This window comes from Pseudomonas sp. LS-2, from assembly GCF_003605735.1.
Lineage (GTDB): Bacteria > Pseudomonadota > Gammaproteobacteria > Pseudomonadales > Pseudomonadaceae > Aquipseudomonas.
Genome location: NZ_QXTJ01000015.1, coordinates 245,926 through 272,128, shown reverse-complemented (window position 1 = coordinate 272,128; position 26,203 = coordinate 245,926). Strand labels below are relative to the sequence as shown.

At 58.7% G+C, this 26,203-nt stretch carries 22 protein-coding genes; 19 read left to right on the top strand and 3 right to left on the bottom strand.

Going from position 1 to position 26,203, the window contains the following annotated elements; all coding sequences use genetic code 11:
• Positions 1-51 precede the first annotated feature (51 nt).
• The 8 genes from dnaE (at position 52) to ispD (ending at position 11,409) form a co-directional block, all read left to right on the top strand.
• A complete protein-coding gene (gene dnaE, locus D3M70_RS09565; protein ID WP_120125529.1) occupies positions 52-3,573 on the top strand; it encodes a DNA polymerase III subunit alpha in 3,522 nt (1,173 codons plus the stop codon).
• A gap of 112 nt (positions 3,574-3,685) precedes the next feature.
• A complete protein-coding gene (gene accA, locus D3M70_RS09560; protein ID WP_120125528.1) occupies positions 3,686-4,633 on the top strand; it encodes an acetyl-CoA carboxylase carboxyl transferase subunit alpha in 948 nt (315 codons plus the stop codon).
• Between the two features lie 65 nt (positions 4,634-4,698).
• Entirely contained in the window at positions 4,699-6,033 is a 1,335-nt protein-coding gene (gene tilS, locus D3M70_RS09555) for a tRNA lysidine(34) synthetase TilS (protein ID WP_120125527.1), read from the top strand.
• A 268-nt stretch (positions 6,034-6,301) separates the two neighbouring features.
• On the top strand, positions 6,302-7,933 hold the full coding sequence (locus D3M70_RS09545) for a CTP synthase (protein WP_120125525.1): 1,632 nt from the start codon (positions 6,302-6,304) through the stop codon (positions 7,931-7,933).
• A 15-nt stretch (positions 7,934-7,948) separates the two neighbouring features.
• A complete protein-coding gene (gene kdsA, locus D3M70_RS09540; protein WP_120125524.1) occupies positions 7,949-8,794 on the top strand; it encodes a 3-deoxy-8-phosphooctulonate synthase in 846 nt (281 codons plus the stop codon).
• 171 nt (positions 8,795-8,965) lie between these two features.
• Positions 8,966-10,252, top strand: coding sequence for a phosphopyruvate hydratase (gene eno / locus D3M70_RS09535; RefSeq protein WP_120125523.1), 1,287 nt, complete (start codon positions 8,966-8,968; stop codon positions 10,250-10,252).
• Positions 10,253-10,409: 157 nt separating this feature from the next.
• Complete coding sequence (ftsB, locus tag D3M70_RS09530; RefSeq protein WP_120125522.1) at positions 10,410-10,688, top strand: cell division protein FtsB; 279 nt, start codon at positions 10,410-10,412, stop codon at positions 10,686-10,688.
• 10 nt (positions 10,689-10,698) lie between these two features.
• Complete coding sequence (gene ispD, locus D3M70_RS09525) at positions 10,699-11,409, top strand: 2-C-methyl-D-erythritol 4-phosphate cytidylyltransferase (RefSeq protein WP_120125521.1); 711 nt, start codon at positions 10,699-10,701, stop codon at positions 11,407-11,409.
• A gap of 95 nt (positions 11,410-11,504) precedes the next feature.
• Here the strand turns inward: ispD and D3M70_RS09520 are convergent, their stop codons facing one another.
• Positions 11,505-12,398 (bottom strand): LysR substrate-binding domain-containing protein, encoded by an 894-nt coding sequence (locus tag D3M70_RS09520; RefSeq protein ID WP_120125520.1) that lies wholly within the window; start codon positions 12,396-12,398, stop codon positions 11,505-11,507.
• Positions 12,399-12,501: 103 nt separating this feature from the next.
• Here D3M70_RS09520 and D3M70_RS09515 point away from each other — a divergent pair, with 103 nt between their 5' ends.
• From D3M70_RS09515 to rpoS, 8 genes are all read left to right on the top strand, one after another.
• On the top strand, positions 12,502-13,614 hold the full coding sequence (locus D3M70_RS09515; protein ID WP_120125519.1) for an S-(hydroxymethyl)glutathione dehydrogenase/class III alcohol dehydrogenase: 1,113 nt from the start codon (positions 12,502-12,504) through the stop codon (positions 13,612-13,614).
• Positions 13,615-13,714: 100 nt separating this feature from the next.
• Complete coding sequence (gene fghA, locus D3M70_RS09510) at positions 13,715-14,560, top strand: S-formylglutathione hydrolase (RefSeq protein WP_120125518.1); 846 nt, start codon at positions 13,715-13,717, stop codon at positions 14,558-14,560.
• Positions 14,561-14,670: 110 nt separating this feature from the next.
• Entirely contained in the window at positions 14,671-15,144 is a 474-nt protein-coding gene (gene ispF, locus D3M70_RS09505; RefSeq protein ID WP_120125517.1) for a 2-C-methyl-D-erythritol 2,4-cyclodiphosphate synthase, read from the top strand.
• Complete coding sequence (gene truD / locus D3M70_RS09500) at positions 15,141-16,199, top strand: tRNA pseudouridine(13) synthase TruD (protein WP_120125516.1); 1,059 nt, start codon at positions 15,141-15,143, stop codon at positions 16,197-16,199. Before ispF ends, truD begins: the two co-directional genes overlap by 4 nt.
• Positions 16,187-16,936 carry a 5'/3'-nucleotidase SurE gene (surE, locus tag D3M70_RS09495; RefSeq protein WP_120125515.1) on the top strand — a complete coding sequence of 250 codons (750 nt, stop codon included), beginning with the start codon at positions 16,187-16,189 and terminating at the stop codon, positions 16,934-16,936. Before truD ends, surE begins: the two co-directional genes overlap by 13 nt.
• Positions 16,936-17,613 (top strand): protein-L-isoaspartate(D-aspartate) O-methyltransferase, encoded by a 678-nt coding sequence (locus D3M70_RS09490; protein WP_120125514.1) that lies wholly within the window; start codon positions 16,936-16,938, stop codon positions 17,611-17,613. Before surE ends, D3M70_RS09490 begins: the two co-directional genes overlap by 1 nt.
• Before the next feature lie 190 nt (positions 17,614-17,803).
• Positions 17,804-18,700 (top strand): peptidoglycan DD-metalloendopeptidase family protein, encoded by an 897-nt coding sequence (locus tag D3M70_RS09485; RefSeq protein ID WP_120125513.1) that lies wholly within the window; start codon positions 17,804-17,806, stop codon positions 18,698-18,700.
• Positions 18,701-18,804: 104 nt separating this feature from the next.
• Positions 18,805-19,809 (top strand): RNA polymerase sigma factor RpoS, encoded by a 1,005-nt coding sequence (gene rpoS, locus D3M70_RS09480; protein ID WP_120125512.1) that lies wholly within the window; start codon positions 18,805-18,807, stop codon positions 19,807-19,809.
• Positions 19,810-20,383: 574 nt separating this feature from the next.
• On the opposite strand, the gene fdxA is transcribed toward rpoS, so the two are convergent.
• Positions 20,384-20,707 (bottom strand): ferredoxin FdxA, encoded by a 324-nt coding sequence (gene fdxA / locus D3M70_RS09475; protein WP_120125511.1) that lies wholly within the window; start codon positions 20,705-20,707, stop codon positions 20,384-20,386.
• A gap of 231 nt (positions 20,708-20,938) precedes the next feature.
• On the bottom strand, positions 20,939-23,506 hold the full coding sequence (gene mutS, locus D3M70_RS09470) for a DNA mismatch repair protein MutS (RefSeq protein ID WP_165869771.1): 2,568 nt from the start codon (positions 23,504-23,506) through the stop codon (positions 20,939-20,941).
• 518 nt (positions 23,507-24,024) lie between these two features.
• Here mutS and D3M70_RS09465 point away from each other — a divergent pair.
• The 3 genes from D3M70_RS09465 (at position 24,025) to recX (ending at position 26,154) form a co-directional block, all read left to right on the top strand.
• A complete protein-coding gene (locus tag D3M70_RS09465; protein ID WP_120125509.1) occupies positions 24,025-24,525 on the top strand; it encodes a CinA family protein in 501 nt (166 codons plus the stop codon).
• A gap of 85 nt (positions 24,526-24,610) precedes the next feature.
• Positions 24,611-25,675, top strand: a complete 1,065-nt coding sequence (gene recA / locus D3M70_RS09460; RefSeq protein WP_120125508.1) for a recombinase RecA — start codon at positions 24,611-24,613, stop codon at positions 25,673-25,675.
• Positions 25,676-25,683: 8 nt separating this feature from the next.
• Positions 25,684-26,154: a recombination regulator RecX gene (gene recX / locus D3M70_RS09455; RefSeq protein WP_120125507.1), complete on the top strand. Its 471-nt coding sequence runs from the start codon at positions 25,684-25,686 to the stop codon at positions 26,152-26,154.
• Positions 26,155-26,203: the final 49 nt, after the last annotated feature.

Here is a 26,203-nt window from a genome sequence, read left to right as displayed (position 1 = left end):
GAGAGGCCGGTACAATCCGGCCTTCGTTTTCTGTGCGCTATAGGATCACCCATGCCGGCTTCTTTCGTTCATCTACGCCTGCACACCGAATACTCGCTGGTTGACGGCCTGGTCCGGGTCAAGCCGCTGGTCAAGGCGCTGGCGGGCATTAACATGCCCGCAGTGGCGGTGACCGATCAGCACAACCTGTGTTCGCTGGTGAAATTCTATAAAGCGTCCATGGGCGCCGGCATCAAGCCGATCTGTGGGGCGGACATCTGGCTGGCAGGACGCGATCGCGATGCGCCACTCAGCCGCATGAGCCTGCTGGTGATGAACCCTAAAGGCTATCTGAACCTCACCGAGCTGATCTCCCGCGGCTTCATGGAGGGCCAGCGCAATGGCCAGGTCGTCATCGAGCGTGAGTGGGTTGCTGAGGCCAGCGAAGGGCTTATTGCCTTGTCGGCGGCCAAAGAAGGCGAGATCGGTATGGCCCTGCTGGGCGGCAATCCAGCCGAGGCCGATGAGCTGCTCAAAGAATGGATGGGCGTATTTCCGGACCGTTTTTACGTCGAGGTCCAGCGCACCAGCCGCATCAACGACGAAGAGCACCTGCACGCAGCCGTTGCGTTGGCCGATCGCCACGGCGCGCCGCTCGTCGCGACCAACGACGTGCGCTTCATCAAGCAGGAAGATTTCGAAGCTCACGAAACCCGCGTGTGCATCGGCGAAGGCCGAGCGCTGGACGACCCGCGTCGCTCCCATAACTACAGCGATCAGCAGTACCTGAAAAGCGCCGAAGAAATGGCCGAGCTCTTCAGTGACCTGCCCGATGCCTTGGCCAACACCGTCGAGATCGCCAGACGCTGCAACATCGAAGTCAAACTGGGCACTCACTTTCTGCCCAACTTCCCGATCCCCGATGGACTTACCATCGACGAATACTTCCGCAAGGTTTCGTTCGAGGGGCTTGAAGAACGTCTGGCCGTTTTGTGGCCGAAGGAAACCACGCCTGACTACGAAGAAAAGCGGCAGGTCTACATCGATCGCCTGAATTTCGAGCTGGATATCATCATCCAGATGGGGTTCCCAGGTTACTTCCTGATCGTTATGGACTTCATCCAGTGGGCCAAGAACAACGGCGTACCGGTTGGCCCTGGCCGTGGCTCGGGTGCGGGATCCCTGGTGGCCTACGTGCAGAAGATCACCGACCTCGATCCGCTGCAGTATGACTTGCTGTTCGAACGCTTCCTCAACCCGGAGCGGGTCTCGATGCCCGACTTCGACGTCGACTTCTGCATGGACGGCCGCGACCGCGTGATCGAGTACGTTGCCGACAAGTACGGCCGTAACGCGGTGAGTCAGATCATTACCTTCGGTTCCATGGCTGCGAAGGCGGTGGTTCGGGACGTGGCGCGGGCGCAGGGTAAATCTTTCGGCCTGGCGGATCGTCTGTCCAAGATGATTCCGTTCGAAGTCGGCATGACCCTGGAAAAGGCCTACGAGCAGGAAGAAATCCTGCGCGACTTCCTCAAGACCGATGAAGAGGGCGCGGAAATCTGGGAGATGGCGCGCAAGCTCGAAGGCGTCGTGCGTAACGTCGGCAAGCATGCCGGTGGTGTGGTGATCGCGCCGACCAAACTGACCGATTTCGCCGCTATCTATTGCGATGAGGAAGGCAGCGGTCTGGTGACCCAGTTCGATAAGGACGACGTGGAAGCAGCGGGCCTGGTGAAGTTCGACTTCCTGGGATTGCGGACGCTGACGATCATCGACTGGGCGATGAAGACCATCAATCGTGACCGCGCCAAGGTCGGCGAAGAGCCGCTGGATATCGCATTCATCCCGCTGGATGACGCACCGACCTACGATCTGCTGCAAAAAGCCGAAACCACGGCGGTCTTCCAGCTTGAATCCCGCGGCATGAAAGAGCTGATCAAGAAGCTCAAGCCCGACTGCCTCGAAGACTTGATTGCACTGGTAGCCCTGTTCCGTCCGGGGCCACTGCAATCGGGCATGGTGGATGACTTCATCAACCGTAAGCACGGTCGTGCCGAGCTGTCGTACCCGCACGTCGATTACCAGTACGAAGGCCTCAAACCTGTTCTCGCACCGACGTACGGGATCATCCTGTACCAGGAACAGGTGATGCAGATCGCCCAGGTGATGGCAGGTTATACCCTTGGCGGTGCGGACATGCTCCGCCGCGCCATGGGTAAGAAAAAACCCGAGGAGATGGCCAAGCAGCGCGGCGGTTTCATCGAAGGCTGCAAGACCAACAATATCGACCCTGATCTGGCGGGTAACATTTTTGACCTGGTGGAGAAATTCGCCGGTTACGGCTTCAACAAATCTCACTCCGCAGCCTATGGTCTGGTTTCGTACCAGACCGCCTGGCTCAAGAAGCACTACCCTGCGCCGTTCATGGCAGCGGTACTGTCGGCGGATATGCACAACACCGACAAGGTCGTGACCTTGATCGAGGAAGTGCGGACCATGAAGCTGCGCCTCGATGCGCCCGACGTGAACAACTCCGAATTCAAGTTCACGGTGAACGACGAGGGCCGTATCGTTTACGGCCTCGGCGCGATCAAGGGCGTCGGCGAAGGCCCGGTGGAGGCGATCACCGAAGCGCGTCAGGCGGGGCCATTCAAGGATCTGTTCGATTTCTGCGCACGTATCGACCTTAAACGGGTCAACAAGCGCACATTGGGCGGGCTGATCAACAGCGGAGCGCTGGATCGTCTGGGGCCGTTCTTTTTCGAGGAACCCAAACAGTATCAAGCCAACATCGACCGCAACCGCGGCGTGCTGCTGGCTGCTCTGGAAGAGGCGATTCAGGCCGCCGAACAGACTGCGCGCAGCCACGACAGTGGCCACGCCGACCTGTTTGGCGGCTTGTTCGTCGAGGCGGACGCCGATGTTTATGCGAACCATCGTACTGCCAAGGAGGTCACTCTCAAGGAGCGGCTGCGCGGCGAGAAGGAAACGCTTGGTCTGTACCTGACCGGTCACCCTATCGACGAATACGAAGGTGAGATTCGACGCTTTGCCCGGCAGCGGATCGTCGATCTCAAACCCGCGCGTGACACTCAGACCGTTGCCGGCCTGATCATCGCGTTGCGGGTCATGAAGAACAAAAAGGGCGACAAGATGGGTTTCATCACCCTTGATGACCGCTCCGGACGTATCGAAGCGTCGCTGTTCGCCGATTCGTTCCACGCAGCCCAGTCGCTGCTGCAGACGGACGCGATGGTGGTGGTGGAAGGTGAGGTCAGTTCCGATGACTTTTCAGGTGGCCTGCGTTTGCGAGCCAAGCGCGTCATGAGCCTGGAAGAAGCTCGTACAGGCCTTGCCGAGAGTTTGCGTCTGACCGTGCGTAGCGAGGCGCTCAAGGGCGATCGTCTACGCTGGCTGGGCGACCTGTGCAGGAAGCACCGGGGAGCGTGTCCGATCACGCTCGATTACACCGGGCAGGAAGCCCGCGCGTTGCTGCAGTTCGGCGAAGCGTGGCGAATCGATCCCGCTGACAGCCTGATTCAGGCGTTGCGTGACCAGTTCGGACGAGAGAACGTCTTTCTGCAGTATCGTTGAAAGCTGCTTTCAAGAACTTTTAAACTCGACCCTGAGCCGCCAGATCCTTTAAGGTATGGCGCTTATGGATCAACCGGCCGGCCTCTTGGCCGTCGACCCAAGACGGATGCCTATGAACCCGAATTTTCTGGATTTCGAACAGCCGATTGCTGACCTGCAAGCCAAGATTGAAGAGCTGCGTCTGGTAGGCAATGACAACTCGCTGAACATCGGCGACGAAATCTCTCGACTGCAAGAGAAGAGCAATACGCTCACCGAAAGCATTTTCGGCAACCTGACCAGTTGGCAGATCGCGCGCATGGCGCGTCATCCGCGTCGTCCGTATACGCTGGATTACATCGAACACATCTTCACCGAGTTCGATGAGCTGCACGGGGACCGCCATTTTTCCGATGACGCTGCCATCGTTGGCGGTGTTGCCCGTCTGGACAATCAGCCCGTGATGGTGATCGGTCACCAGAAAGGCCGCGAAGTGCGCGAGAAGGTGCGTCGCAACTTCGGCATGCCGCGTCCTGAAGGCTACCGCAAGGCGTGCCGCCTGATGGAGTTGGCCGAGCGCTTCAAGATGCCGATCCTGACTTTCATCGACACCCCCGGCGCCTATCCGGGCATCGACGCCGAAGAGCGCAACCAGAGCGAAGCGATTGCCTGGAACCTGCGTGTCATGGCGCGCCTGAAAACTCCGATTATTGCCACCGTGATCGGTGAAGGCGGCTCGGGCGGTGCGTTGGCGATCGGTGTCTGCGATCAACTGAACATGCTGCAATACTCCACCTATGCAGTCATTTCGCCGGAAGGCTGCGCATCGATTCTGTGGAAGACTGCCGAGAAGGCGCCGGACGCTGCTGAAGCGATGGGCATCACTGCCGACCGCCTGAAGGGTCTGGGCATCGTCGACAAGGTCATCAGCGAGCCACTGGGTGGCGCGCACCGTGACCCGGCCGCAGCCGCAGCGTCGATCCGCGAAGAACTGAGCAGCCAGTTGGCAATGCTCAAGAAGTTCAACAACGACGAACTGCTGGCTCGCCGTTACGAGCGCCTGATGAGCTACGGCGTTTGATCGGAGTCTGTATCTGATCGAAGCTTTCTTCGAGGTCCGGCCAGCGGTTGAGCAGGTTCCAGAGCATGACCAAGCCGGACATCAAGAAAGAGTTATCCAGTCGACTGTTGTCGCGCCTGTCCCCCTGGCGTGACGCAGCCGGTTGGCGCATTGCCTTCTCCGGTGGCCTGGATTCCACCGTCCTGTTGCACCTGCTGGCCGATCTGTCGCGGCATCAGCGCATTCCTCCCTTGAGCGCAATCCACATTCATCACGGTTTGCAGGCCGTCGCGGCCTCGTGGCCAGGGCATTGCCGTCAGATGTGCCAGATTCTGGGGGTGCCGTTGCAGGTGATCGACGTTCAGGTATTGCCGGGCGCGAGCCTTGAGCGGGCTGCCCGAGATGCGCGTTACGCCGCGTTCAATGACGTGTTGCAGATGGGAGAGGTATTGCTGACGGCCCAGCATCGTGACGATCAGGCTGAAACCCTGATGTTCCGTTTGTTGCGTGGCGCGGGCGTGAAAGGACTGGCGGCGATGCCGTCGCAGCGAAAACTCGGCAAAGGCGATCTGTTCAGACCGTTACTGGACGAGCCGCGTGCGCTTCTTGAAGCCTATGCCAGGCAACAAGGGTTGAGCTGGATCGAGGATCCAAGCAACAAGGACAGCCGGTTTTCCCGCAATTATCTTCGCAACCATGTCCTGCCGCTGCTGACTGCGCGCTGGCCGCACGCCATGGCGAGCATGACCCGTAGCGCTGCCCATCTGGCCGAAGCCCAGGTTTTGCTCGATGAGCTGGCATTGCACGACCTCGCGCAAGCCGACAGCCCCTGTCCATGGCCGTGGCTCGATCTGCCGTCCCTGGAGCTGGCGCCCCTTGAGGGGTTGTCCGCCGCTCGTCAGCGCAATGCCTTGCGCCACTGGCTGGGAGCGCTGACCCGTTTGCCCGACAGCGATCACTGGGCTGGCTGGGATTCGTTGCGCGATGCGGGCCCCGATGGGCGGCCGATCTGGCGCCTGGCTGATGGCCAACTGCACCGCGCTGAAGGCCGTATCTGGTGGCTTTCGGGCATCTGGCTCAAGGATGTTGTCGGCTCCCAACACTGGTCCCTGGCTTCCCAGCCCCTGCAGTTGCCGGGCAATGGCATGCTGCACATTCTCGGGGAAATTCCGCGCGGCGGTCTGCATGTTCACTACCGGCAGGGGGGCGAAGTGCTCGATGTGCCCGACCGCGGCCGGCGAGACCTCAAGCGTCTGCTCAACGAAAAAGGCGTGCCGGTCTTTCTGCGCGGCCGATTGCCGCTGTTGTATCGGGGCGAGCGGCTGTTGGCGGTTGCCAATCTTCCCGGACTCGACGCCGACCCCCGTGGCGACTGGCGATTGCACTGGCAGCCACCGACGAATGACCACAGTTTGAGATGAGAGCCCGTTTCCGGTAGACTACGCTCCCTTCTTGATACAGCTTATGTCGATCCTTTCGGAACGACGCAAGTTGCCGATTACCAGCCAGTCTTTACTGGGCGATTCTCAAAATGTGGCGAGCAATGGACAGGTCCGATTCCGACCAGTCACTTCCAGCGCGGCAATTTCAGAACTGCATCGAAAGATTTGCAGGTCATCGGGGGCTTCGGCCTTCCTTCGCTTTCCCCGGCGGCTCTGACCGCTTTAACGCAGACTTCTAGGGTTTTTCATGACGCGCTACATCTTCGTCACGGGCGGTGTTGTTTCTTCATTGGGGAAAGGCATTGCCTCGGCTTCATTGGCGGCCATCCTGGAGGCGAGGGGACTTAAGGTCACCATGCTCAAGCTGGACCCCTACATCAACGTCGATCCGGGCACCATGAGCCCGTTCCAGCACGGTGAAGTGTTCGTCACCCACGACGGCGCCGAGACCGACCTGGACCTGGGTCACTACGAGCGTTTCATTCGCACCACCATGACCCAGAACAACAACTTCACCACCGGCCGTGTGTACGAACACGTCCTGCGCAAAGAGCGCCGTGGTGATTATCTGGGCGCGACCATTCAGGTGATCCCGCACATCACCGACGAAATCAAGCGTCGCATCATCAAAGGTGCCGGCGACGCCGACGTGGCCCTGGTCGAGATCGGCGGCACCGTCGGTGACATCGAGTCGCAGCCGTTCCTCGAGGCCATCCGTCAGCTTCGCGTCGAAATCGGCGCCAAGCGCGCCATGCTGATGCACCTGACACTGGTGCCGTACATCGCCACCGCCGGCGAAACCAAGACCAAACCGACGCAGCACTCGGTCAAGGAATTGCGTTCCATCGGCCTGCAGCCTGACGTACTGATCTGCCGCTCCGACCACCACGTCGACATGTCGTCGCGTCGCAAGATCGCGCTGTTCACCAACGTTGAAGAGCGTGCGGTGATTTCGCTGGAAGACGCCGACACCATCTACAAGATTCCCGGCATGCTGCACGCACAGGGTCTGGACGATTTCGTCGTCGAGCGCTTCGGCCTGCAATGCAACAGTGCTGACCTGTCCGAATGGGACAAGGTGGTCGATGCCAAGCTCAATCCTGAGCATGAAGTCACCATCGCCATGGTCGGCAAGTACATGGAACTGCTGGATGCGTACAAGTCGCTGATCGAAGCGATGAGTCATGCCGGCATTACCAATCGCACCAAGGTCAACCTGCGTTACATCGATTCCGAAGACATCGAGAATCAGGGCACCGGCCTGCTGGAAGGCGTGGACGCCATTCTGGTTCCGGGCGGTTTTGGCCTGCGCGGCGTGGAAGGCAAGATCACTGCCGTTCAGTTCGCCCGCGAAAACAAGGTTCCGTACCTGGGTATCTGCCTGGGCATGCAAGTGGCCGTCATCGAGTTTGCCCGTAACGTGCTGGGCTGGACAGACGCCAACTCCACCGAGTTCGATCGCACCAGTCCGCACCCTGTGGTCGGTCTGATCACTGAGTGGGAAGATGCCACCGGCGCCGTTGAAACCCGCACCGAAGCTTCCGATCTGGGCGGCACCATGCGTCTGGGCGCGCAGGAGTGCCAACTGGAGCCAGGCTCTCTGGTACATGACTGCTACGCCAAGGACGTCATCGTCGAGCGTCATCGTCATCGCTATGAAGTGAACAACAACCTGCTGCCGCAGTTGATCGAAGCCGGCTTGAAGGTTTCCGGCCGTTCCGGCGACGGCGCGCTGGTCGAAGTGGTCGAGTCCAAGGATCATCCGTGGTTCGTGGCTTGCCAGTTCCACCCTGAGTTCACTTCCACGCCTCGCGATGGTCACCCGCTGTTCAGTGGCTTCGTCAAGGCAGCGCTGGCTCAACATCAGAAGAACGCCTGATAGGGAATTCATTACATGGCACAGAAAATCATCCGCGTAGGTTCCATCGACATTGCCAACGACAAGCCAATGGTCTTGTTCGGCGGCATGAATGTCCTGGAGTCGCGGGACATGGCCATGCAGGTCTGCGAAGAGTATGTGCGGGTTACCGAGAAACTCGGTATCCCTTATGTGTTCAAGGCCAGCTTCGACAAAGCCAATCGTTCTTCCGTGACCTCGTACCGTGGTCCGGGCCTGGAAGCGGGCATGCGCATTTTCGAAGAGATCAAGAGCACCTTCGGTGTGCCGGTGATCACTGACGTGCATGAGCCTCATCAGGCTGCGACCGTCGCTGAAGTCTGCGACATCATTCAGTTGCCGGCTTTCCTGTCGCGCCAGACCGATCTGGTCGTCGCCATGGCCAAAACCGGTGCGGTCATCAACATCAAGAAAGCCCAGTTCCTCGCGCCTCAGGAGATGAAGCACATCCTGAACAAGTGCGAAGAAGCGGGTAACGACCAGTTGATCCTCTGCGAGCGTGGTTCGAGCTTCGGCTACAACAACCTCGTGGTGGACATGCTTGGTTTCGGCATCATGAAAGCGTTCGAATACCCTGTGTTCTTCGACGTCACTCATGCATTGCAGATGCCGGGTGGTCGTTCGGATTCTGCCGGTGGCCGTCGCGCTCAGGTAACTGACCTCGCCAAGGCCGGTATCAGCCAGGGTCTGGCGGGTCTTTTCCTCGAGGCGCATCCGGATCCGGACAACGCCAAATGCGATGGTCCTTGCGCATTGCGCCTTAACAAGCTGGAGCCGTTCCTGACCCAGCTCAAGGCGCTCGATGACCTGGTCAAGAGCTTCCCGACAATCGAAACGGCTTAAAACCCGCTTCTCCGGCACTGACGCCTCCGGTACAGTGCCGTGCGCTTTCTTTCCCGACCAATGGGTCGGGGATTTTTGTCGTCTCGGGCCTGCCCGCTGTCTAGTGCCTCGGGACGTCAGTCGTTTTTTCCCAGCTGCGTCGTTTTCGTCAATCTTGGAGTGTTAACAACAATGGCAAAAATCGTCGACATCAAAGGTCGTGAAGTTCTCGACTCCCGTGGCAATCCCACCGTGGAAGCAGATGTGCTCCTCGACAACGGCATCATCGGCAGTGCGTGCGCGCCGTCCGGTGCTTCCACCGGCTCGCGTGAAGCACTTGAGCTGCGTGATGGCGACAAGAGCCGTTACATGGGCAAGGGCGTTCTGAAGGCAGTGGCCAACATCAACGGCCCCATCCGCGACCTGCTGCTGGGCAAGGACCCGGTTGACCAGAAAGCGCTGGATCACGCGATGATCGAGCTCGACGGCACCGAAAACAAAGCCAGCCTGGGCGCCAACGCGATCCTCGCTGTTTCTCTGGCTGCTGCCAAGGCTGCTGCTCAGGATCAGGACCTGCCGCTCTACGCACACATCGCCAACCTGAACGGCACGCCGGGCGTTTACTCGATGCCGGTTCCGATGATGAACATCATCAACGGTGGCGAGCACGCCGATAACAACATCGACATCCAGGAATTCATGGTTCAACCGGTCGGCGCCAAGACCTTCTCCGAAGGCCTGCGCTGGGGCACCGAGATTTTCCACCACCTCACGGCCGGCCTGAAGGCCCGTGGCCTGACCACCGCTGTCGGTGACGAAGGCGGTTTCGCACCGAACCTGAACTCCAACGCCGATGCTCTCGACGCAATCGCCGAGGCTGTTGCGAACGCCGGCTACAAGCTGGGCACCGACGTGACCCTGGCTCTGGACTGCGCCGCGAGCGAGTTTTACAAGAACGGCAAGTACGTGTTGAGCGAAGAAGGCGAGTACGACTCAGCCGGTTTTGCCGACTACCTGGCCGATCTGGTGAGCAAACACCCGATCATTTCCATTGAAGACGGTCTGGACGAGTCCGACTGGGATGGCTGGAAAGTCCTGACCGACAAGATCGGTGACAAGATCCAGCTGGTGGGCGACGACCTGTTCGTGACCAACACCAAGATCCTGAAAGAAGGCATCGAGAAGAAAATCGGTAACTCGATCCTGATCAAATTCAACCAGATCGGCACGCTGACCGAAACGCTCGAAGCTATTCAGATGGCCAAGGCTGCCGGATACACCGCCGTGATCTCCCACCGTTCCGGTGAAACCGAAGACTCGACCATTGCCGACCTGGCCGTAGGCACGTCCGCTGGTCAGATCAAGACCGGTTCGTTGAGCCGTTCCGATCGTATCTCCAAGTACAACCAGTTGCTGCGTATCGAAGAGCAACTGGGCGCCAAAGCTGTATACCGTGGTCGCGGCGAGTTTCGCGGCTGACTGCAAGATGGTAAAAAGGCAGCAGGCGCAGTAGGGAAATTCGCTTAAAGCGATTTATCCTGACGTCCTGATCCATGAGCCCGGTGACCACCGGGCTCATGGTCATTTGAAATGGTCGGTTTTGCTGTCTTTCTCCACCGGGTAACAGATATTCACAATGCGCAGTCCTAACTGGTTGTTCCTCGTTCTGCTCTTGCTGCTCGCTGGCTTGCAATACCGCTTATGGGTGGGTAACGGCAGTCTCGCGCAGGTCGCCAGTCTGACCCAGCAAATCGCCGATCAACATGCCGAAAACGAAACGCTGCTGGAGCGCAACCGGGTCCTGGATGCGGAAGTGCTGGAGCTGAAGAAAGGCCTGGAGACCGTGGAAGAGCGTGCCCGTCACGAGTTAGGCATGGTCAAGGACGGCGAGACCCTTTATCAGTTGGCACAGTGACGTTGGCGTAATGACACAATTGCTTCCTGCCTTCTGGGCAGTGATTCCCGCAGCGGGCGTTGGTGCTCGCATGGCGGCAGACCGTCCCAAGCAGTACCTGCAACTGGGCGGCCTCACGATTCTTGAACACAGCCTGCTTTGCTTTCTCGATCATCCTCGACTCAAGGGTCTGGTGATCAGTCTGGCTGTGGATGACCCTTATTGGCCCACGTTGCCTTGCGCTCTGGATTCGCGAATCCAGCAGGTCGCGGGTGGCAGGGAGCGTGCGGACTCGGTGCTCAATGCCCTGCTGCATCTGCACGCCAATGGTGCCGATGACAATGACTGGGTGCTGGTACACGACGCCGCACGACCGAATCTGGCGCGTTCGGATCTGGACAACCTGCTCAACGAACTCAAAGACGATCCGGTCGGTGGCTTGCTGGCCGTCCCTGCCAAAGACACCCTCAAGCGGGCAGATGCGCATGGTCGCGTGACCGAAACCGTTGATCGCAGCCTGATCTGGCAAGCCTATACGCCACAGATGTTTCGTCTGGGGGCGTTGCATCGGGCCTTGGCGGACAGTCTTGTGTCGAACGTTTCGATCACTGACGAAGCGTCGGCCATTGAGTGGGCGGGGCAGTCGCCTCGTCTGATCGAAGGTCGGGCTGACAACATCAAGGTCACACGGCCCGAAGACCTCGAATGGCTGCGTCAGCGTCGTGGTGAATTCAAGCGGTAGGGATATTTCCATCCTGTAGCAGTCCGGCTTGCCGGCGGTAGCGATCGTGAATTCATCACCGCCGGCAAGCCGGACTGCAGGGTAGATGAACGCTGCTACCGATACTCATCCCTCAACGCCAACCCCGACTTCAGATAATCCACCAGCTTTCTGACCTTCGGCGACAGATGTCTTTGCTGTGGATATAACGCCCACACCGCAGTATTGGGCGGCTGGTGCGCGTCGAGCAGTGAAATCAGCGCGCCGCTCTTCAAATGTTCAAGCACGTAATAGTCCGGCAACTGACACAATCCCACGCCCAGCAGTGCGGCGTCCAACACGGCCTGGCCGCTGTTGCAGCGCCAGTTTCCATGGATTCGCTGGGAAAATTCCTTGCCGTTCTGTTGCAGCAGCCAACTGTCGGAGCTACCGATCAGACAGTTGTGCCGGTTCAATTCCGACACGCTGTGCGGGCGGCCATAACGTTCTAGATAGGACGGCGAAGCACACAGATACATCCGGCGAGGCGCCAGACGCGTTGCAACCAGTCGGGAGTCCTGCAAGCGACCCAGCCGGATCGCCAGATCCATCCCTTCATGCACCAGATCCAGGGTGTTGTTCGTCAATTCAATGTCGACCCGCAGTTGCGGGTATTCGTCCATGAATCGCGTCACCAGCGGCGCAATGAAGCGTTCGCCATAGGCGACCGCGCAGGTCATGCGCAGCAGGCCCTTGGGCTCGCTTGTCAGGTCGACCACGGCACGCAATGCCTCTTCACGACTGTCCTGCAAGCGCTGGCAATGATGGAGAAAGGTCTGGCCCGCCTCTGTGAGCGCGACTTTTCTCGTGCTTCGGTACAGCAGGCGTGTTTGCAAGCGTTCTTCAAGACGGGCAATTTGCCGGCTGATGTGTGAGGACGACACGCCCAGTCGTTCCGCTGCCGCCGTGAACTGCCCACACTCGGCTACAGCGACGAATTCATCGAGGCCTTCCCAGCGATTGGTGTACATCGATTGTCCCTGTGCAGCATTAATGTTTTGCTTTTGCGCAGATTATTAATCAAACAGCACTGCTTTACACTCGTCGCTCGTTTTTACTTCGCTGGAGATCATGATGATCAAGTCACGTGCTGCCGTCGCTTTTGCGCCCAACCAACCGCTGCAAATCGTCGAAGTGGACGTCGAGGCGCCGAAGGCAGGTGAGGTGTTGATCCGTACCGTTGCCTCCGGTGTCTGCCACACGGATGCCTACACCTTGTCCGGCGCTGATTCGGAAGGCGTATTCCCGTGCATTCTGGGTCACGAAGGTGGCGGTATCGTTGAAGCGGTCGGCGAAGGTGTGACCTCGCTGGCGGTCGGTGACCATGTCATCCCGCTTTACACGGCCGAATGTCGCGAGTGCAAATTCTGCAAATCCGGCAAGACGAACCTCTGCCAGAAGGTTCGCGCCACGCAGGGCAAGGGCCTGATGCCTGATGGCACCACACGTTTCAGCTACAACGGTGAGCCGGTCTACCACTACATGGGCTGCTCGACCTTCTCGGAATATACCGTGGTTCCGGAAATCTCCCTGGCCAAAATCCCTAAAGAGGCGCCGCTGGAAAAGGTCTGTCTGCTGGGTTGCGGCGTGACCACCGGCATCGGCGCCGTGCTGAACACCGCCAAAGTAGAAGAGGGCGCCACCGTGGCCATCTTCGGCCTGGGCGGCATCGGTCTGGCGGCGATCATCGGCGCGAAAATGGCCAAGGCCTCGCGCATCATCGCCATCGACATCAATCCGGCGAAGTTCGACGTCGCACGTGAATTGGGTGCCACCGACTTCATCAACCCTAAAGAACACACCAAGCCAATCCAGGACGTCATCGTCGAATTGACCGATGGGGGTGTCGACTACAGCTTCGAGTGCATCGGCAATGTTCAGTTGATGCGTGCCGCGCTGGAGTGCTGCCACAAGGGTTGGGGTGAATCGATCATCATCGGCGTCGCGCCGTCCGGTCAGGAAATCGCGACTCGTCCGTTCCAACTGGTCACCGGTCGCGTCTGGCGCGGTTCCGCATTCGGTGGCGTCAAGGGCCGTACCGAGCTGCCAAGCTACGTCGAAAAATCCCAGACCGGCGAAATCCCGCTGGACACCTTCATCACCCACACCATGGGTCTGGACAAAATCAACGAAGCGTTTGATCTGATGCATGAAGGCAAGAGCATTCGTTCGGTCATCCATTTCTAAGAAGCCGCACTGAGCTTCAGGCTTCAAGTTGCAGGAAGGCACGCCACTGTCCCTTTTTGCAACGTGTGGCTCATCGCTCATCGCTGGGAGGAACGACCCTATGAGTCTGGAAAATCTCTCGTGCCAGAAAAGCTTCGGCGGCTGGCATAAACGCTATAAACATCACTCCGATGTGCTCGGCTGCGACATGGTGTTTGCCGTTTACCTGCCGCCTCAGGCAGAGCAGGGCGGCAAGCTGCCGGTGGTCTACTGGCTGTCGGGGCTGACCTGCACCGATGAGAACTTCATGCAGAAGGCCGGCGCGCAGCGCATCGCCGCTGAGCTTGGGCTGATCATTGTCGCCCCGGACACCAGCCCGCGTGGCGCCGACGTGCCGGGTGATCCGGACAACGCCTACGATTTCGGTCTGGGCGCAGGCTTTTATCTCAATGCCACGCAGCAGCCCTGGGCTCGGCACTACCGCATGTACGATTACGTGGTCAGCGAGCTTCCTGCCCTGATCGAAGCGCATTTTCCGGCTTCGGAGAAACGCAGTATCAGCGGTCATTCGATGGGCGGTCACGGGGCGCTGGTCTGCGCGCTGCGCAACCCTGGTCGTTACAAATCGGTGTCGGCGTTCTCGCCCATCACCAACCCGATGGATTGCCCATGGGGGCAGAAGGCCTTTTCGCGTTATCTGGGGGAAGACCGTTCGCGTTGGCGCGAATGGGACGCCAGTGTGCTGATCGCCGAGGCCACCGAGCGTCTGCCGTTGTTGGTGGATCAGGGGGACCGCGACGACTTTCTTGCCAACCAGCTCAAGCCACAGGCGTTGGTGCAGGCGACGAAGGCCGCAGGTCATCCGCTGGAGTTGCGCATGCAGCCTGGTTATGACCACAGCTATTTCTTCATCGCCAGTTTCATCGAGGATCACCTGCGCTATCACGCAGTGGCATTGGCAGGCTGACGAAAAGGGCATTCAATCGCAGCAAGCTCGCCCGCAATTGAGTGCCACCAGGCCCTAATGTCCGACAAAGTAGGTAGAATCACGCCCTGACTTTTTCAGGGCGTTTTTTTATGCGTATTGGCCACGGCTACGATGTGCACCGTTTCGCTGAAGGCGATTTCATTACCTTGGGTGGGGTGCGGATCGCGCACACGTTCGGTTTGCTCGCGCACTCCGATGGCGATGTCCTGTTGCACGCATTGAGCGACGCCTTGCTGGGCGCGGCGGCGCTGGGCGACATCGGTAAGCACTTTCCCGATACCGATCCGCAGTTCAAGGGCGCAGACAGCCGTGTATTGCTGCGTCACGTGCTCAAACAGGTACAGGCCAAGGGCTGGAAAGTCGGCAATGTCGACGCCACCATCGTCGCCCAGGCGCCAAAGATGGCGCCGCACATCGACACCATGCGCGCGCTGATTGCAGAAGATCTGCAGGTTGAACTCGATCAGGTCAACGTCAAGGCCACCACCACCGAAAAGCTCGGGTTTACTGGCCGTGAAGAAGGCATCGCGGTTCACGCCGTTGCGCTGTTGATCGCAGCATGACTGAACTCGAACTGTTGGGCCCTCGGGCCTATGGTGATGCGTTGGGCACTGCAGTTCTCAAGGCGAGCGCCGAAGATTTTCAGGTGGATGAGGTACTCGACATTCCTCTGTCCGGCGATGGCGAACACCTGTGGCTATGGGTGGAAAAACGTGGTCTGAACACAGAAGAAGCAGCCAGGCGACTGGCCAAGGCTGCTGGCGTACCTCTGCGAACTGTGGCCTACGCGGGTCTGAAAGATCGCCAGGCCCTCACGCGGCAGTGGTTCAGTATCCAGTTGCCGGGCAAGGCCGATCCGGACATGGCGGCGGCGGAGAACGACACCCTCAAAATCCTCGATAGCAAACGGCACAAGCGCAAACTGCAACGCGGCGCCCATGCGGCCAACGGGTTCACCCTGCGCCTGACCCGGTTACAGGCTGACAAGGCTGCGCTGGATGCTCGTCTCGAAGCGATCAAGCTCGACGGTATCCCCAATTATTTCGGTGCGCAACGTTTCGGCTACGAGGGCGGGAACGTCGGCGAAGCCAGGCATTATGCCGAGCGCCAGGCCCTTCCTGAACAGCGCAACGTGCGTTCTCGGCTGCTCTCCACCGCTCGCAGTTATCTGTTCAATCAGGTGCTGGCTGAGCGTGTCGGCGACGGTTCCTGGAACAAGGCTCAGGTGGGCGACTTGCTCGCATTCACCGACAGCCGCAGTTTTTTTCCAGCCGGCGAGGCCGAATGCAGCGATCCGCGTCTGGCAATTCTGGACCTGCACCCGACAGGCCCTCAATGGGGCGAGGGGCCTTCCCCGGCTTGCGGCGCAACTGCCGAGCTTGAAAACAGCGTCGCGCTGCGTGAATCGTCGCTCTGTAACTGGCTGATCAAGGCCGGGATGGAACACGAACGTCGCATCCTGCGACTGCCCATCGGGCGGTTGACGTGGCATTATCCCGAGCCTGACATTCTGCAACTGGAATTCGTCCTGCCGGCCGGATGCTTCGCCACCGCTTTGGTGCGTGAACTCGTCGATCTGGCGCCCGCAGGACAGACGGACAGCTCATGCGTATTCTGATTTCAAATGATGATGGGGTCTCGGCACCCGGGCTTGCTGCGCTCTACAGGGCGATGGCGGGCTATGCCGAGTGCGCGGTCATCGCTCCCGATCAAGACAGAAGCGGCGCCAGTAGCTCACTGACTCTTGATCGACCGCTGCATCCCCATTGGCTGGACAACGGCTTCATCAGCCTCAATGGCACCCCGACCGATTGCGTGCATCTGGGCATTCATGGCTTGCTGGAGCACGAACCGGACATGGTGGTATCAGGCATCAATCTGGGCGCCAACCTGGGCGACGATGTGCTGTATTCCGGCACCGTCGCTGCGGCGCTTGAGGGACGCTTCCTGCAACGCCCGTCGTTTGCTTTTTCATTTTTGTCGCGGCAGGTCGATAACCTGGCAACCGCCGCGCATTACGCTCGGCTTCTGGTCGAGGCTCACGAGCAGCTCGATCTTCCACCTCGTACCGTATTGAACGTGAATATCCCAAACCTGCCGCTGGAACACATACGCGGTATTCAACTGACTCGCCTGGGGCATCGGACCCGCGCTGCGGCGCCGGTGCGCGTGGTCGATCCCCGCGGCAGGGCCGGCTACTGGATTGCCGCTGCCGGAGACGCCGAAGATGGTGGCCCTGGTACGGACTTCCATGCCGTGATGCAGGGCTACGTGTCAATTACACCGTTGCAACTGGATCGGACCTATCAGGATGGTTTCAACAGCCTGAACGCATGGCTGGAGGGAATGGCCTGATGTCGCGTGAGCAAGATGATCTGTTACGTCGTGGCGTGGGTTTTACCTCGCAGCGTACCCGTGAGCGGCTGATTCAACGGCTGTACGAGGAGGGCATCAGCAACACCCAGGTGCTGGACGTCATTCGCAAGACGCCTCGGCATCTGTTCGTCGATGAGGCGCTGGCCCATCGCGCCTACGAAGACACGGCACTGCCAATCGGCAATAACCAGACCATTTCCCAGCCTTACATGGTCGCTCGCATGAGCGAATTGCTCCTGGCAGCGGGGCCGTTGGACAAAGTGTTGGAAATCGGTACCGGGTCCGGGTATCAAACGGCGGTGCTGGCGCAACTCGTGGAGCGAGTGTTCTCCGTGGAGCGGATCAAGGTACTGCAGGATCGGGCCAAGGAGCGTCTGGTCGAACTCAACCTGCGCAACATGGTGTTTCGCTGGGGCGATGGCTGGGAAGGCTGGCCTGCGCTTGCGCCGTACAACGGGATCATCGTCACAGCAGTCGCCACCGACGTGCCTCAAGCGTTGCTTGATCAACTGGCGCCGGGAGGTCGGCTGGTGATCCCGGTGGGGGCAGGTGAAGTCCAGCAGTTGATGCTGATCATTCGAGAAGAAAACGGTTTCTCGCGGCATGTGCTCGGCGCGGTACGCTTCGTACCTTTGCTCAACGGGCCGCTGGCGTAAGCGTTGTTTTGCAGCTGCAATGAATTCCGCGAGGTGCCGCCTGTCTACAGGCTGGCGATTTGCGATGAGGGGTTACCCGCACGCTACACGCCGAGATGAACATTTTTCGACACCGTTTTTCCATGGCTGCCTGTCATCATCACGACACATAAGGCAGCTTTAATTCAGTCACCAGTAAAGGGAGTGGCGGGTGAGTCTCACAGTCATTCGGCAGCGTAGGTCTTCAACAAGTTTTCAGCGTCTGGTGATTGGCATTGCCCTGAGTGTCCTTCTGGTCGGCTGCTCCAGCACGCCGTCGGGCGGAGTTCGCGTCGTTGATCGAAATGGTGGCAAGCCTTCAGCGCCTGTCCGCCAGCCGGTGACTACCGGTCAGTATGTGGTCAAGCGCGGCGATACCCTGTTTTCCATTGCATTCCGCTACGGTTGGGACTGGAAAGCGCTGGCCGCGCGCAACAATATCCCGGACCCCTATACCATTCACGTCGGTCAGGCGATTCGCTTCGACGGGCGCTCGAGCTCGACTTCTACGGCGGTAGCGGCAGCGCCGGTGGTGGTTCCGCAAACCACCACCGGCAGCTCGAGTTCGCCATCGGGTTCAATCAAGACCACGGTCATTACACGTCCAGTAGGAGCAACTTCGGGCACTACGGCGCCTGCTGCAACGACACCGGTAACCACTCCTGTTAATACGCCCGTAGTTGCCGGAGCGCGTTCGGCGAGTGGTTGGGCGTGGCCAACTAACGGCGTTTTGATCGGCAAATTTTCTTCAAACGGTAGTTTGAATAAAGGAATTGATATCGCCGGAGATTTGGGACAGCCTGTTTTGGCCGCGTCTGATGGTTCAGTGGTTTACGCCGGAAGTGGATTAAGGGGCTACGGCGAGTTGGTAATCATCAAACACAGCGATACCTATGTCAGTGCTTACGGTCACAACCGTAGGTTGTTGGTTCGGGAGGGGCAACAAGTCAAGGCAGGGCAGACAATTGCCGAGATGGGATCCACGGGGACTGACCGGGTCAAGCTGCATTTCGAGATTCGCCGTCAGGGTAAACCGGTAGATCCGCTGGAATTTTTGCCACGTCGTTGATTTGTTTCCAGCCTGTTCCTGACATAGAGGGGACAGGCTCAAGTGATGCCATGGAAAAAGGTGCCACTGGAGCTTGAGGTCGAACTCACCAAAGGACTATAACAATGGCTCTCAACAAAGAAGTGCCGGAGTTTGACATAGACGACGAAGTTCTCCTGATGGAGCGCGGGATCGTCCTGGATTCTGCAACGGATGAGAAGCCAGCTACACCTTCTGTTCGTGCGAAGACGAAAAACTCCGCAGCACTCAAGCAGCACAAGTACATCGACTACACGCGGGCACTGGATGCCACGCAGCTGTATCTCAACGAGATCGGCTTTTCTCCCCTGTTGTCCCCGGAAGAAGAGGTCCATTTCGCGCGGTTGTCGCAAAGTGGTGATCCGGCCGGACGCAAACGCATGATTGAAAGCAATCTGCGCCTGGTGGTCAAAATCGCCAGACGCTACGTCAATCGTGGCCTGTCATTGCTGGACCTGATCGAGGAGGGCAATCTTGGCCTGATTCGAGCGGTCGAAAAATTCGATCCGGAGCGCGGTTTCCGCTTCTCCACGTACGCGACCTGGTGGATTCGTCAGACCATCGAGCGCGCGATCATGAATCAGACACGGACCATCCGTTTGCCGATTCATGTGGTCAAGGAGCTCAACGTCTATCTGCGCGCCGCGCGAGAGTTGACGCAGAAGCTTGATCACGAACCTTCACCCGAAGAGATCGCCAACCTGCTCGAGAAGCCCGTGGGCGAGGTCAAGCGCATGCTGGGCCTTAACGAACGAGTGTCTTCGGTCGATGTGTCCCTGGGGCCAGACTCCGACAAGACCTTGCTCGATACCCTGACCGATGATCGTCCTACCGATCCTTGCGAACTGCTTCAGGATGATGACCTGTCCCAGAGCATCGACCAGTGGCTGTCCGAACTGACCGACAAGCAACGGGAGGTGGTGGTGCGCCGCTTCGGCTTGCGCGGGCATGAGAGCAGCACGTTGGAGGATGTCGGCCTGGAAATCGGTTTGACTCGCGAGCGGGTGCGGCAGATCCAGGTTGAGGGGCTCAAACGTCTGCGTGAGATACTTGAGAAGAATGGCCTGTCGAGTGAGTCACTGTTTCAGTGAGTCCTGGCCATACTAATGGCTAACGAGTGTCACCTGAAAAGCCCCGATTGTTCGGGGTTTTTTTATTGTTTCGGAACAAGGTACATACGAGAATATTCAATTAATCAACCCTCTATATGTCACTTTTAATATGGATGAATGCGTAAGTGACACTTACTTTGGTTGTAAGCGTTTTCTTACGTAAGGTGTGAGACATCGCATTATTTCTCGAGGGTAAACGGTAGCGGTCAATCATCAATCATAGTTATCCGCTTGATTTGGCATGCCTTTATTTTCACAGCCGCGATGGGTTGGTATTTTTTTGAAAAGTCTCGGGTGTTGCTCTGTCTCGGTAAATCACTAATATCAGAACTGTGCCAACGGACTGGCACAGGCGGTCAAGGAAGACTGCTTCAGGGACATCGCAGGATGCGATTCATCAGGATGATGAAAATGGATTAAAGGGATTATGGAAAAAATGTGGGCGGGTCATACCGCCCCTTTTTTTTGCCTGCGAAAAAGACCCGCGGATATTTCCCGGCTTCTGAAACGCAAAAAGACCCCGAAGGGTCTTTTTCGCAGTTCGCGCGGGAGCTTAGCGTTCCAGGTCAGCGATCTTGCCAGTTTTGCCGTCCCACTCCTCAGCATCCGGCAGCGCGTCTTTGCGCTCGGTGATGTTGGGCCAGACGTCAGCCAGCTCGGCGTTCAGCTCGATGAAGTTTTCCATGCCTGCCGGGATTTCATCTTCCGAGAAAATCGCATTGGCGGGGCATTCAGGCTCGCACAGAGCGCAGTCGATGCACTCATCCGGGTGAATCACCAGGAAGTTCGGGCCTTCGTAAAAGCAGTCCACCGGACACACTTCTACGCAGTCGGTGTACTTGCACTTGATGCAGTTGTCGGTGACGACGAAGGTCATTTCTAATTCTCTCCTCAGGCGGCGGCAGCAGAGCCCTTCACGGTAGGGTTGCTCGGTTGGGAACGTTCCCGGGCCATTCAGAACGCAGTCAGCCCGGCTCCAGACCAGTGAGGCCCGCGAGCGGAGCTTTGGTTCGCTGCGTTCGAACGCGGCTCGGATCTCTTACTGCCCGGCTAGAGGCTGTACCGTTCCCAAACCGCGCGGGATTCTAACAGCTTGTTACGGATACCGTTAGATCCGGTTTTGCAGTCCATATAACCATTCGATAGCTTGGCGTGGCGTCATATCGTCGATTTTCAGCTTCGCTAACTCCTCCAGTACCGGGTGCGGCAGGCTGGCGAACATATCGCTCTGCATCGGTACGGGCGGCTTGCCAGGTTTCGGTTTGGGCTGTTCATGGGGCAGGCTGGTGGTTTCCAGGCGCTGCAAATGCTCCTTGGCGCGACTGATAACCTTGCCTGGAACCCCCGCCAGTTGGGCGACCGCCAGGCCATAGCTCTGGCTCGCCGGTCCCGGGAGCACCCGATGCAGGAACACGATGCGTTCATTGTGTTCGGTAGCGTTGAGATGCACGTTCGCCACCAACGGCTCGCTTTCCGGCAGTACGGTCAATTCGAAATAGTGTGTCGCGAACAAGGTATAGGCACGCAATTGGGCGAGGCATTCTGCCGCAGCCCATGCCAGCGACAGACCGTCGAAGGTACTGGTGCCGCGTCCGACTTCGTCCATCAACACCAGACTCTTGTCCGTGGCATTGTGCAGGATGTTCGCGGTTTCGCTCATTTCCACCATGAACGTCGAACGCCCGCCGGCCAAGTCATCGCTGGAGCCGATACGCGTGAAAATGCGGTCGACCAATGAAAGTTTGCAACTGGCCGCCGGAACGAAACTGCCGATATGGGCCAGCAGTACGATCAATGCTGTCTGGCGCATGTAGGTGGATTTACCACCCATGTTCGGACCTGTGATCACCAGCATGCGGGTGTCGTCGTTCAGGTTCAGGTCGTTGGCCACGAATGGTGACGACAGCACTTGCTCGACCACTGGGTGGCGACCTTGCTCGATGCGCATGCATGGCTCATCGGTGAAGCGCGGGCGATTCAGATCCAGATTGAGCGCGCGTTCGGCGAGGTTGCTCAGCACGTCCAGTTCGGCCAGGGCGGCAGCAGTGTCCTGCAGCGGTGCCAGATGCCCGATCAGATCTTCGAGCAGCGCTTCATAGAGCATTTTTTCCCGAGCCAGCGCGCGGCTCTTGGCTGACAGTGCCTTGTCTTCGAACTCTTTCAGCTCCGGGGTGATGAAGCGCTCGGCGCCCTTGAGCGTCTGACGTCGAATGTAATCGGCAGGGGCTTGTTCGGCCTGCTTGCTCGGCAGCTCGATAAAGTAGCCATGCACGCGGTTGTAACCGACTTTCAGATTGGCGAGGCCGGTGCGCGCTTTCTCACGAGCTTCCAGGTCGATCAGAAACTGACCCGCGTTTTCGCTAAGGGACAGCAGCTCATCAAGCTCGCCGTCATAGCCGGTTTTCAGTACACCGCCGTCGCGGATGACGGCTGGTGGGTTATCGATGATTGCCCTTTGCAACAGGTCGGCCAGTTCCGGGTAAGTGCCGGCGGCTTTTGCCAATTGTTGAATGTGCGGCGCTTCCAGTTCGGCCAGCGCCAGTTGCAGCTCCGGCAAGGCACCCAGGGCGTCACGCAGACGCGCCAAGTCTCGCGGCCGCGCGTTGCGCAGGCCGATTCGCGCCAGAATGCGTTCGATGTCGCCAATTTCTTTCAATTGGGGCTGCAGGTTTTCGAAACGGTAGCGCTCAAGGAAGCAGCTGATCGATTCCTGCCGTGCCTCCAGGACTTTCAGGTCTCGCAACGGGCGATTCAACCAGCGTGTCAGTAGCCGCGTGGCCATGGCAGTCTGGCAACGGTCCATGACCGACTGCAGCGTGTTGTCACGTCCGCCCGACAGGTTGGTGTCCAGCTCCAGATTGCGGCGGCTGGCACCGTCGAGGATAACCGTATCGTCCATCCGTTCATGGCGCAGGCTGCGCAGGTGTGGCAGGGCAGTGCGTTGTGTTTCCTTGGCGTAGCCCAGCAGGCAACCGGCAGCGCCGATTGCCAGGGTCAGCATCTCGCAGCCGAAGCCTTTCAGATCCTGGGTCGAAAACTGCTGACACAGACTTTTATGTGCCGAATCTCGCTCGAAATCCCAAGGCGCACGACGACGTGAACCACGACGCCTCTCGGCGGGCAGACCCTGCGGCCAGTCATCGGGAATCAGCAATTCAACCGGGTTGATACGTTCCAGTTCCGCCAGCAAGTTCTCCCAACCCTTGATCTCCTGAACGGTGAAGTTGCCGCTGGTGATGTCCAGCACTGCCAAACCGAACAGACGCTCGTCGCCCAGTACGGCTGCGATCAGGTTGTCGCGTCGTTCATCGAGCAGCGCCTCGTCGCTCACCGTACCCGGCGTGATAATGCGCACGACCTGACGCTCGACCGGGCCTTTGCTGGTCGCCGGATCACCGATCTGTTCGCAGATGACCACGGACTCGCCCAGCTTTACCAGTTTGGCCAGATAGCCTTCGGCCGCGTGATAGGGGATGCCGCACATGGGAATGCTCTGCCCGGCAGACTGCCCGCGGGCGGTCAGCGTGATATCCAGAAGCTTGGCCGCCTTCTTGGCGTCTTCGTAGAAAATCTCGTAGAAGTCGCCCATGCGATAGAACATCAACTGGTCTGGATGCTGGTTTTTCAGCTTCCAGTACTGCTGCATCATGGGGGTGTGCGAAGAGAGGTCGGAAATTGCTTTATTCATCAGTTATTTAGGCAAATTCGTTGGGAGATTGAGGCAAATGAGTAGCGCCGCGTGGAACACCACCTACGTGGGCCGACGTCAGATCCGATTGCTTTTGCGATGGGCGCAAGGTTACCACGCACGTTCGCAGGCCGCAGGTTCCGGTTATTCGTGACGACTCGTTTCCAGACCTTCATTACCCGCTCCGGGCTGGCTAGGCTGTGGCGGTCGCTGTCCGATTCCGGGCAGCCAGTGTGAAAAAAAGGATTTTGTATGCGACGCAAACGTGGAAGGGATTCAACCAACGGGCGCTTCATCACCCTTGAAGAGGCGCGTCAGCGTCCTCGTGAAACCATCGTTGAAACAGTCAAAAAACCGTGTCCCGACAAGAAACAGGGATCAGCCACGCAACAGGAGAACGCATAGGCACTCACGCAGGCGTGGCAGCATTCGGGCGCGTACTGTCTTGCGCATGAATGAGGCTCGTGTAGCGTGTCTTCATTGCTTGAACGATAGGGAGAATCCTGGTGGATGACATCACTCAACTGGCTGCGCAATTGGGGCAGCTTCTGCTCGAGGCGGGTGCGCAGGTCAGCACCGCTGAATCCTGTACGGGCGGAGGCATTGCCGAAGCCATTACCCGGATTCCTGGCAGCTCGGCGTGGTTCGAAGCCGGCTATGTCACGTATTCAAACCGCCAGAAGACTCGGCAACTGGGCGTTCCGCAAGAGTTGTTCGGCCGGGTCGGTGCGGTCAGTCGGGAAGTCGTCGAGGCCATGGCTCTCGGTGCACAGGCCGGCAGTGCTTCTCGATTCTCGGTTGCCGTCAGCGGCGTGGCCGGTCCCGAGGGTGGTTCTGCAGAAAAGCCGGTAGGTACTGTCTGGATCTGCTGGGGTGTGGCAGAACGGCTGATCGCGGAGCGTTTTCAATTTGCCGGTGATCGTGATGCCGTGCGCCGACAAACGGTGAAGGCCGCCCTAGAGGGGCTCATCCGGCTCACTCGTGGAGAAATACCAAATCGGGGGTAGGCGCGCGCGAAACCCTGTGGAATAATACTGGCTACTTATACAGTTATATCGGCCGTCAGGCCTAACCGATTACGAGAGGACTTCAATGGACGACAACAAGAAGAAAGCCTTGGCTGCGGCCTTGGGTCAGATCGAGCGTCAGTTCGGCAAAGGCGCCGTGATGCGCATGGGCGACCACGACCGCCAGGCTATTCCTGCTATCTCCACCGGTTCGCTGGGCCTTGATATCGCACTGGGTATCGGCGGCCTTCCAAAAGGCCGGATCGTTGAAATCTACGGTCCGGAGTCTTCCGGTAAAACCACCATGACCCTGTCGGTCATCGCTGAAGCTCAAAAGATGGGCGCTACCTGTGCGTTCGTCGATGCCGAGCACGCCCTCGACCCTGAGTACGCCGGCAAGCTGGGCGTCAACGTCGACGACCTGTTGGTCTCGCAGCCGGACACCGGTGAACAGGCGCTGGAAATCACCGACATGCTGGTGCGCTCCAATGCCATCGACGTCATCGTCGTCGACTCCGTTGCCGCTCTGGTGCCAAAGGCTGAAATCGAAGGCGAAATGGGCGACATGCACGTTGGCCTGCAAGCCCGTCTGATGTCCCAAGCGCTTCGTAAGATCACCGGTAACATCAAGAACGCCAACTGCCTCGTTATCTTCATCAACCAGATCCGTATGAAGATCGGCGTCATGTTCGGTAGCCCGGAAACCACCACCGGTGGTAACGCACTGAAGTTCTACGCATCGGTTCGTCTGGACATCCGTCGTACTGGCGCAGTGAAAGACGGCGACGAAGTGGTCGGTAGCGAAACCCGCGTCAAGGTCGTGAAGAACAAGGTAGCCCCACCATTCCGTCAGGCTGAATTCCAGATTCTGTACGGCAAGGGCATCTACCGCAACGGCGAAATCATTGACCTGGGCGTCTTGCACGGTCTGCTGGAGAAATCCGGTGCCTGGTACAGCTATCAGGGCAGCAAGATCGGTCAGGGTAAAGCCAACTCGGCCAAGTTCCTGCAAGACAACCCGGAAATCGGTGCGACTCTGGAGAAGCAGATCCGCGAGAAATTGCTGACCGCCGCTCCTGATGTCAAAGCTCAGTCGTCCCGCGTTGCCGAAGACGATATGGCTGAAGTCGAAGCCGACGCCGATCTCTGATTTCAGTCATGTCGGTAGTGCTTGATACGCCCGTCGCCGTACGGCGTACCGCAATGGACCTGCTCGCACGTCGCGAGCACGGTCGAGTCGAGCTGACGCGCAAGTTGCGTCAGCGCGGCGCCTCCCCAGAAATGATCGAAGCGGCCCTCGACCGTCTCACGGAAGAGGGATTGCTTTCAGAATCGCGTTACCTCGAAAGCTTTGTCTCCTACCGTGCTCGTTCGGGCTACGGCCCTTTACGTATTCGCGAAGAACTCGGCCAGCGAGGTCTGCAACGTTCCGATATCGAGCAGGCGTTGCGCGAGTGCGGGATCGATTGGCGAGAGAAACTCGAGGAGTCCTGGCAGCGCAAGTTCGCAGGGCAATTGCCTAAAGACGCGCGTGAACGAGGGCAGCAGATGCGCTTCCTGAGTTATCGCGGGTACCCGCCTGAGTTGATCAGCCGTCTATTGAGTGGGAAGGGTTACGACGATTACTGATTGATAGCGCGAGATTCTCCGTAGCAACCGTCGGCAAGCCGGCTGCTAC

Bases quoted from the DNA above. Each gene is read 5' to 3' on its own strand.
- eno (WP_120125523.1), top strand. From the start codon at position 8,966: ATGGCAAAAATCGTCGACATCAAAGGTCGTGAAGTTCTCGACTCCCGT.
- fghA (WP_120125518.1), top strand. From the start codon at position 13,715: ATGAGTCTGGAAAATCTCTCGTGCCAGAAAAGCTTCGGCGGCTGGCAT.
- D3M70_RS09520 (WP_120125520.1), bottom strand. From the start codon at position 12,398: ATGTACACCAATCGCTGGGAAGGCCTCGATGAATTCGTCGCTGTAGCC.
- accA (WP_120125528.1), top strand. From the start codon at position 3,686: ATGAACCCGAATTTTCTGGATTTCGAACAGCCGATTGCTGACCTGCAA.
- dnaE (WP_120125529.1), top strand. From the start codon at position 52: ATGCCGGCTTCTTTCGTTCATCTACGCCTGCACACCGAATACTCGCTG.
- recX (WP_120125507.1), top strand. From the start codon at position 25,684: ATGTCGGTAGTGCTTGATACGCCCGTCGCCGTACGGCGTACCGCAATG.
- tilS (WP_120125527.1), top strand. From the start codon at position 4,699: ATGACCAAGCCGGACATCAAGAAAGAGTTATCCAGTCGACTGTTGTCG.
- fdxA (WP_120125511.1), bottom strand. From the start codon at position 20,707: ATGACCTTCGTCGTCACCGACAACTGCATCAAGTGCAAGTACACCGAC.
- D3M70_RS09545 (WP_120125525.1), top strand. From the start codon at position 6,302: ATGACGCGCTACATCTTCGTCACGGGCGGTGTTGTTTCTTCATTGGGG.
- rpoS (WP_120125512.1), top strand. From the start codon at position 18,805: ATGGCTCTCAACAAAGAAGTGCCGGAGTTTGACATAGACGACGAAGTT.
- kdsA (WP_120125524.1), top strand. From the start codon at position 7,949: ATGGCACAGAAAATCATCCGCGTAGGTTCCATCGACATTGCCAACGAC.
- recA (WP_120125508.1), top strand. From the start codon at position 24,611: ATGGACGACAACAAGAAGAAAGCCTTGGCTGCGGCCTTGGGTCAGATC.
- ispD (WP_120125521.1), top strand. From the start codon at position 10,699: ATGACACAATTGCTTCCTGCCTTCTGGGCAGTGATTCCCGCAGCGGGC.
- surE (WP_120125515.1), top strand. From the start codon at position 16,187: ATGCGTATTCTGATTTCAAATGATGATGGGGTCTCGGCACCCGGGCTT.
- D3M70_RS09515 (WP_120125519.1), top strand. From the start codon at position 12,502: ATGATCAAGTCACGTGCTGCCGTCGCTTTTGCGCCCAACCAACCGCTG.
- D3M70_RS09490 (WP_120125514.1), top strand. From the start codon at position 16,936: ATGTCGCGTGAGCAAGATGATCTGTTACGTCGTGGCGTGGGTTTTACC.
- truD (WP_120125516.1), top strand. From the start codon at position 15,141: ATGACTGAACTCGAACTGTTGGGCCCTCGGGCCTATGGTGATGCGTTG.
- ftsB (WP_120125522.1), top strand. From the start codon at position 10,410: ATGCGCAGTCCTAACTGGTTGTTCCTCGTTCTGCTCTTGCTGCTCGCT.
- ispF (WP_120125517.1), top strand. From the start codon at position 14,671: ATGCGTATTGGCCACGGCTACGATGTGCACCGTTTCGCTGAAGGCGAT.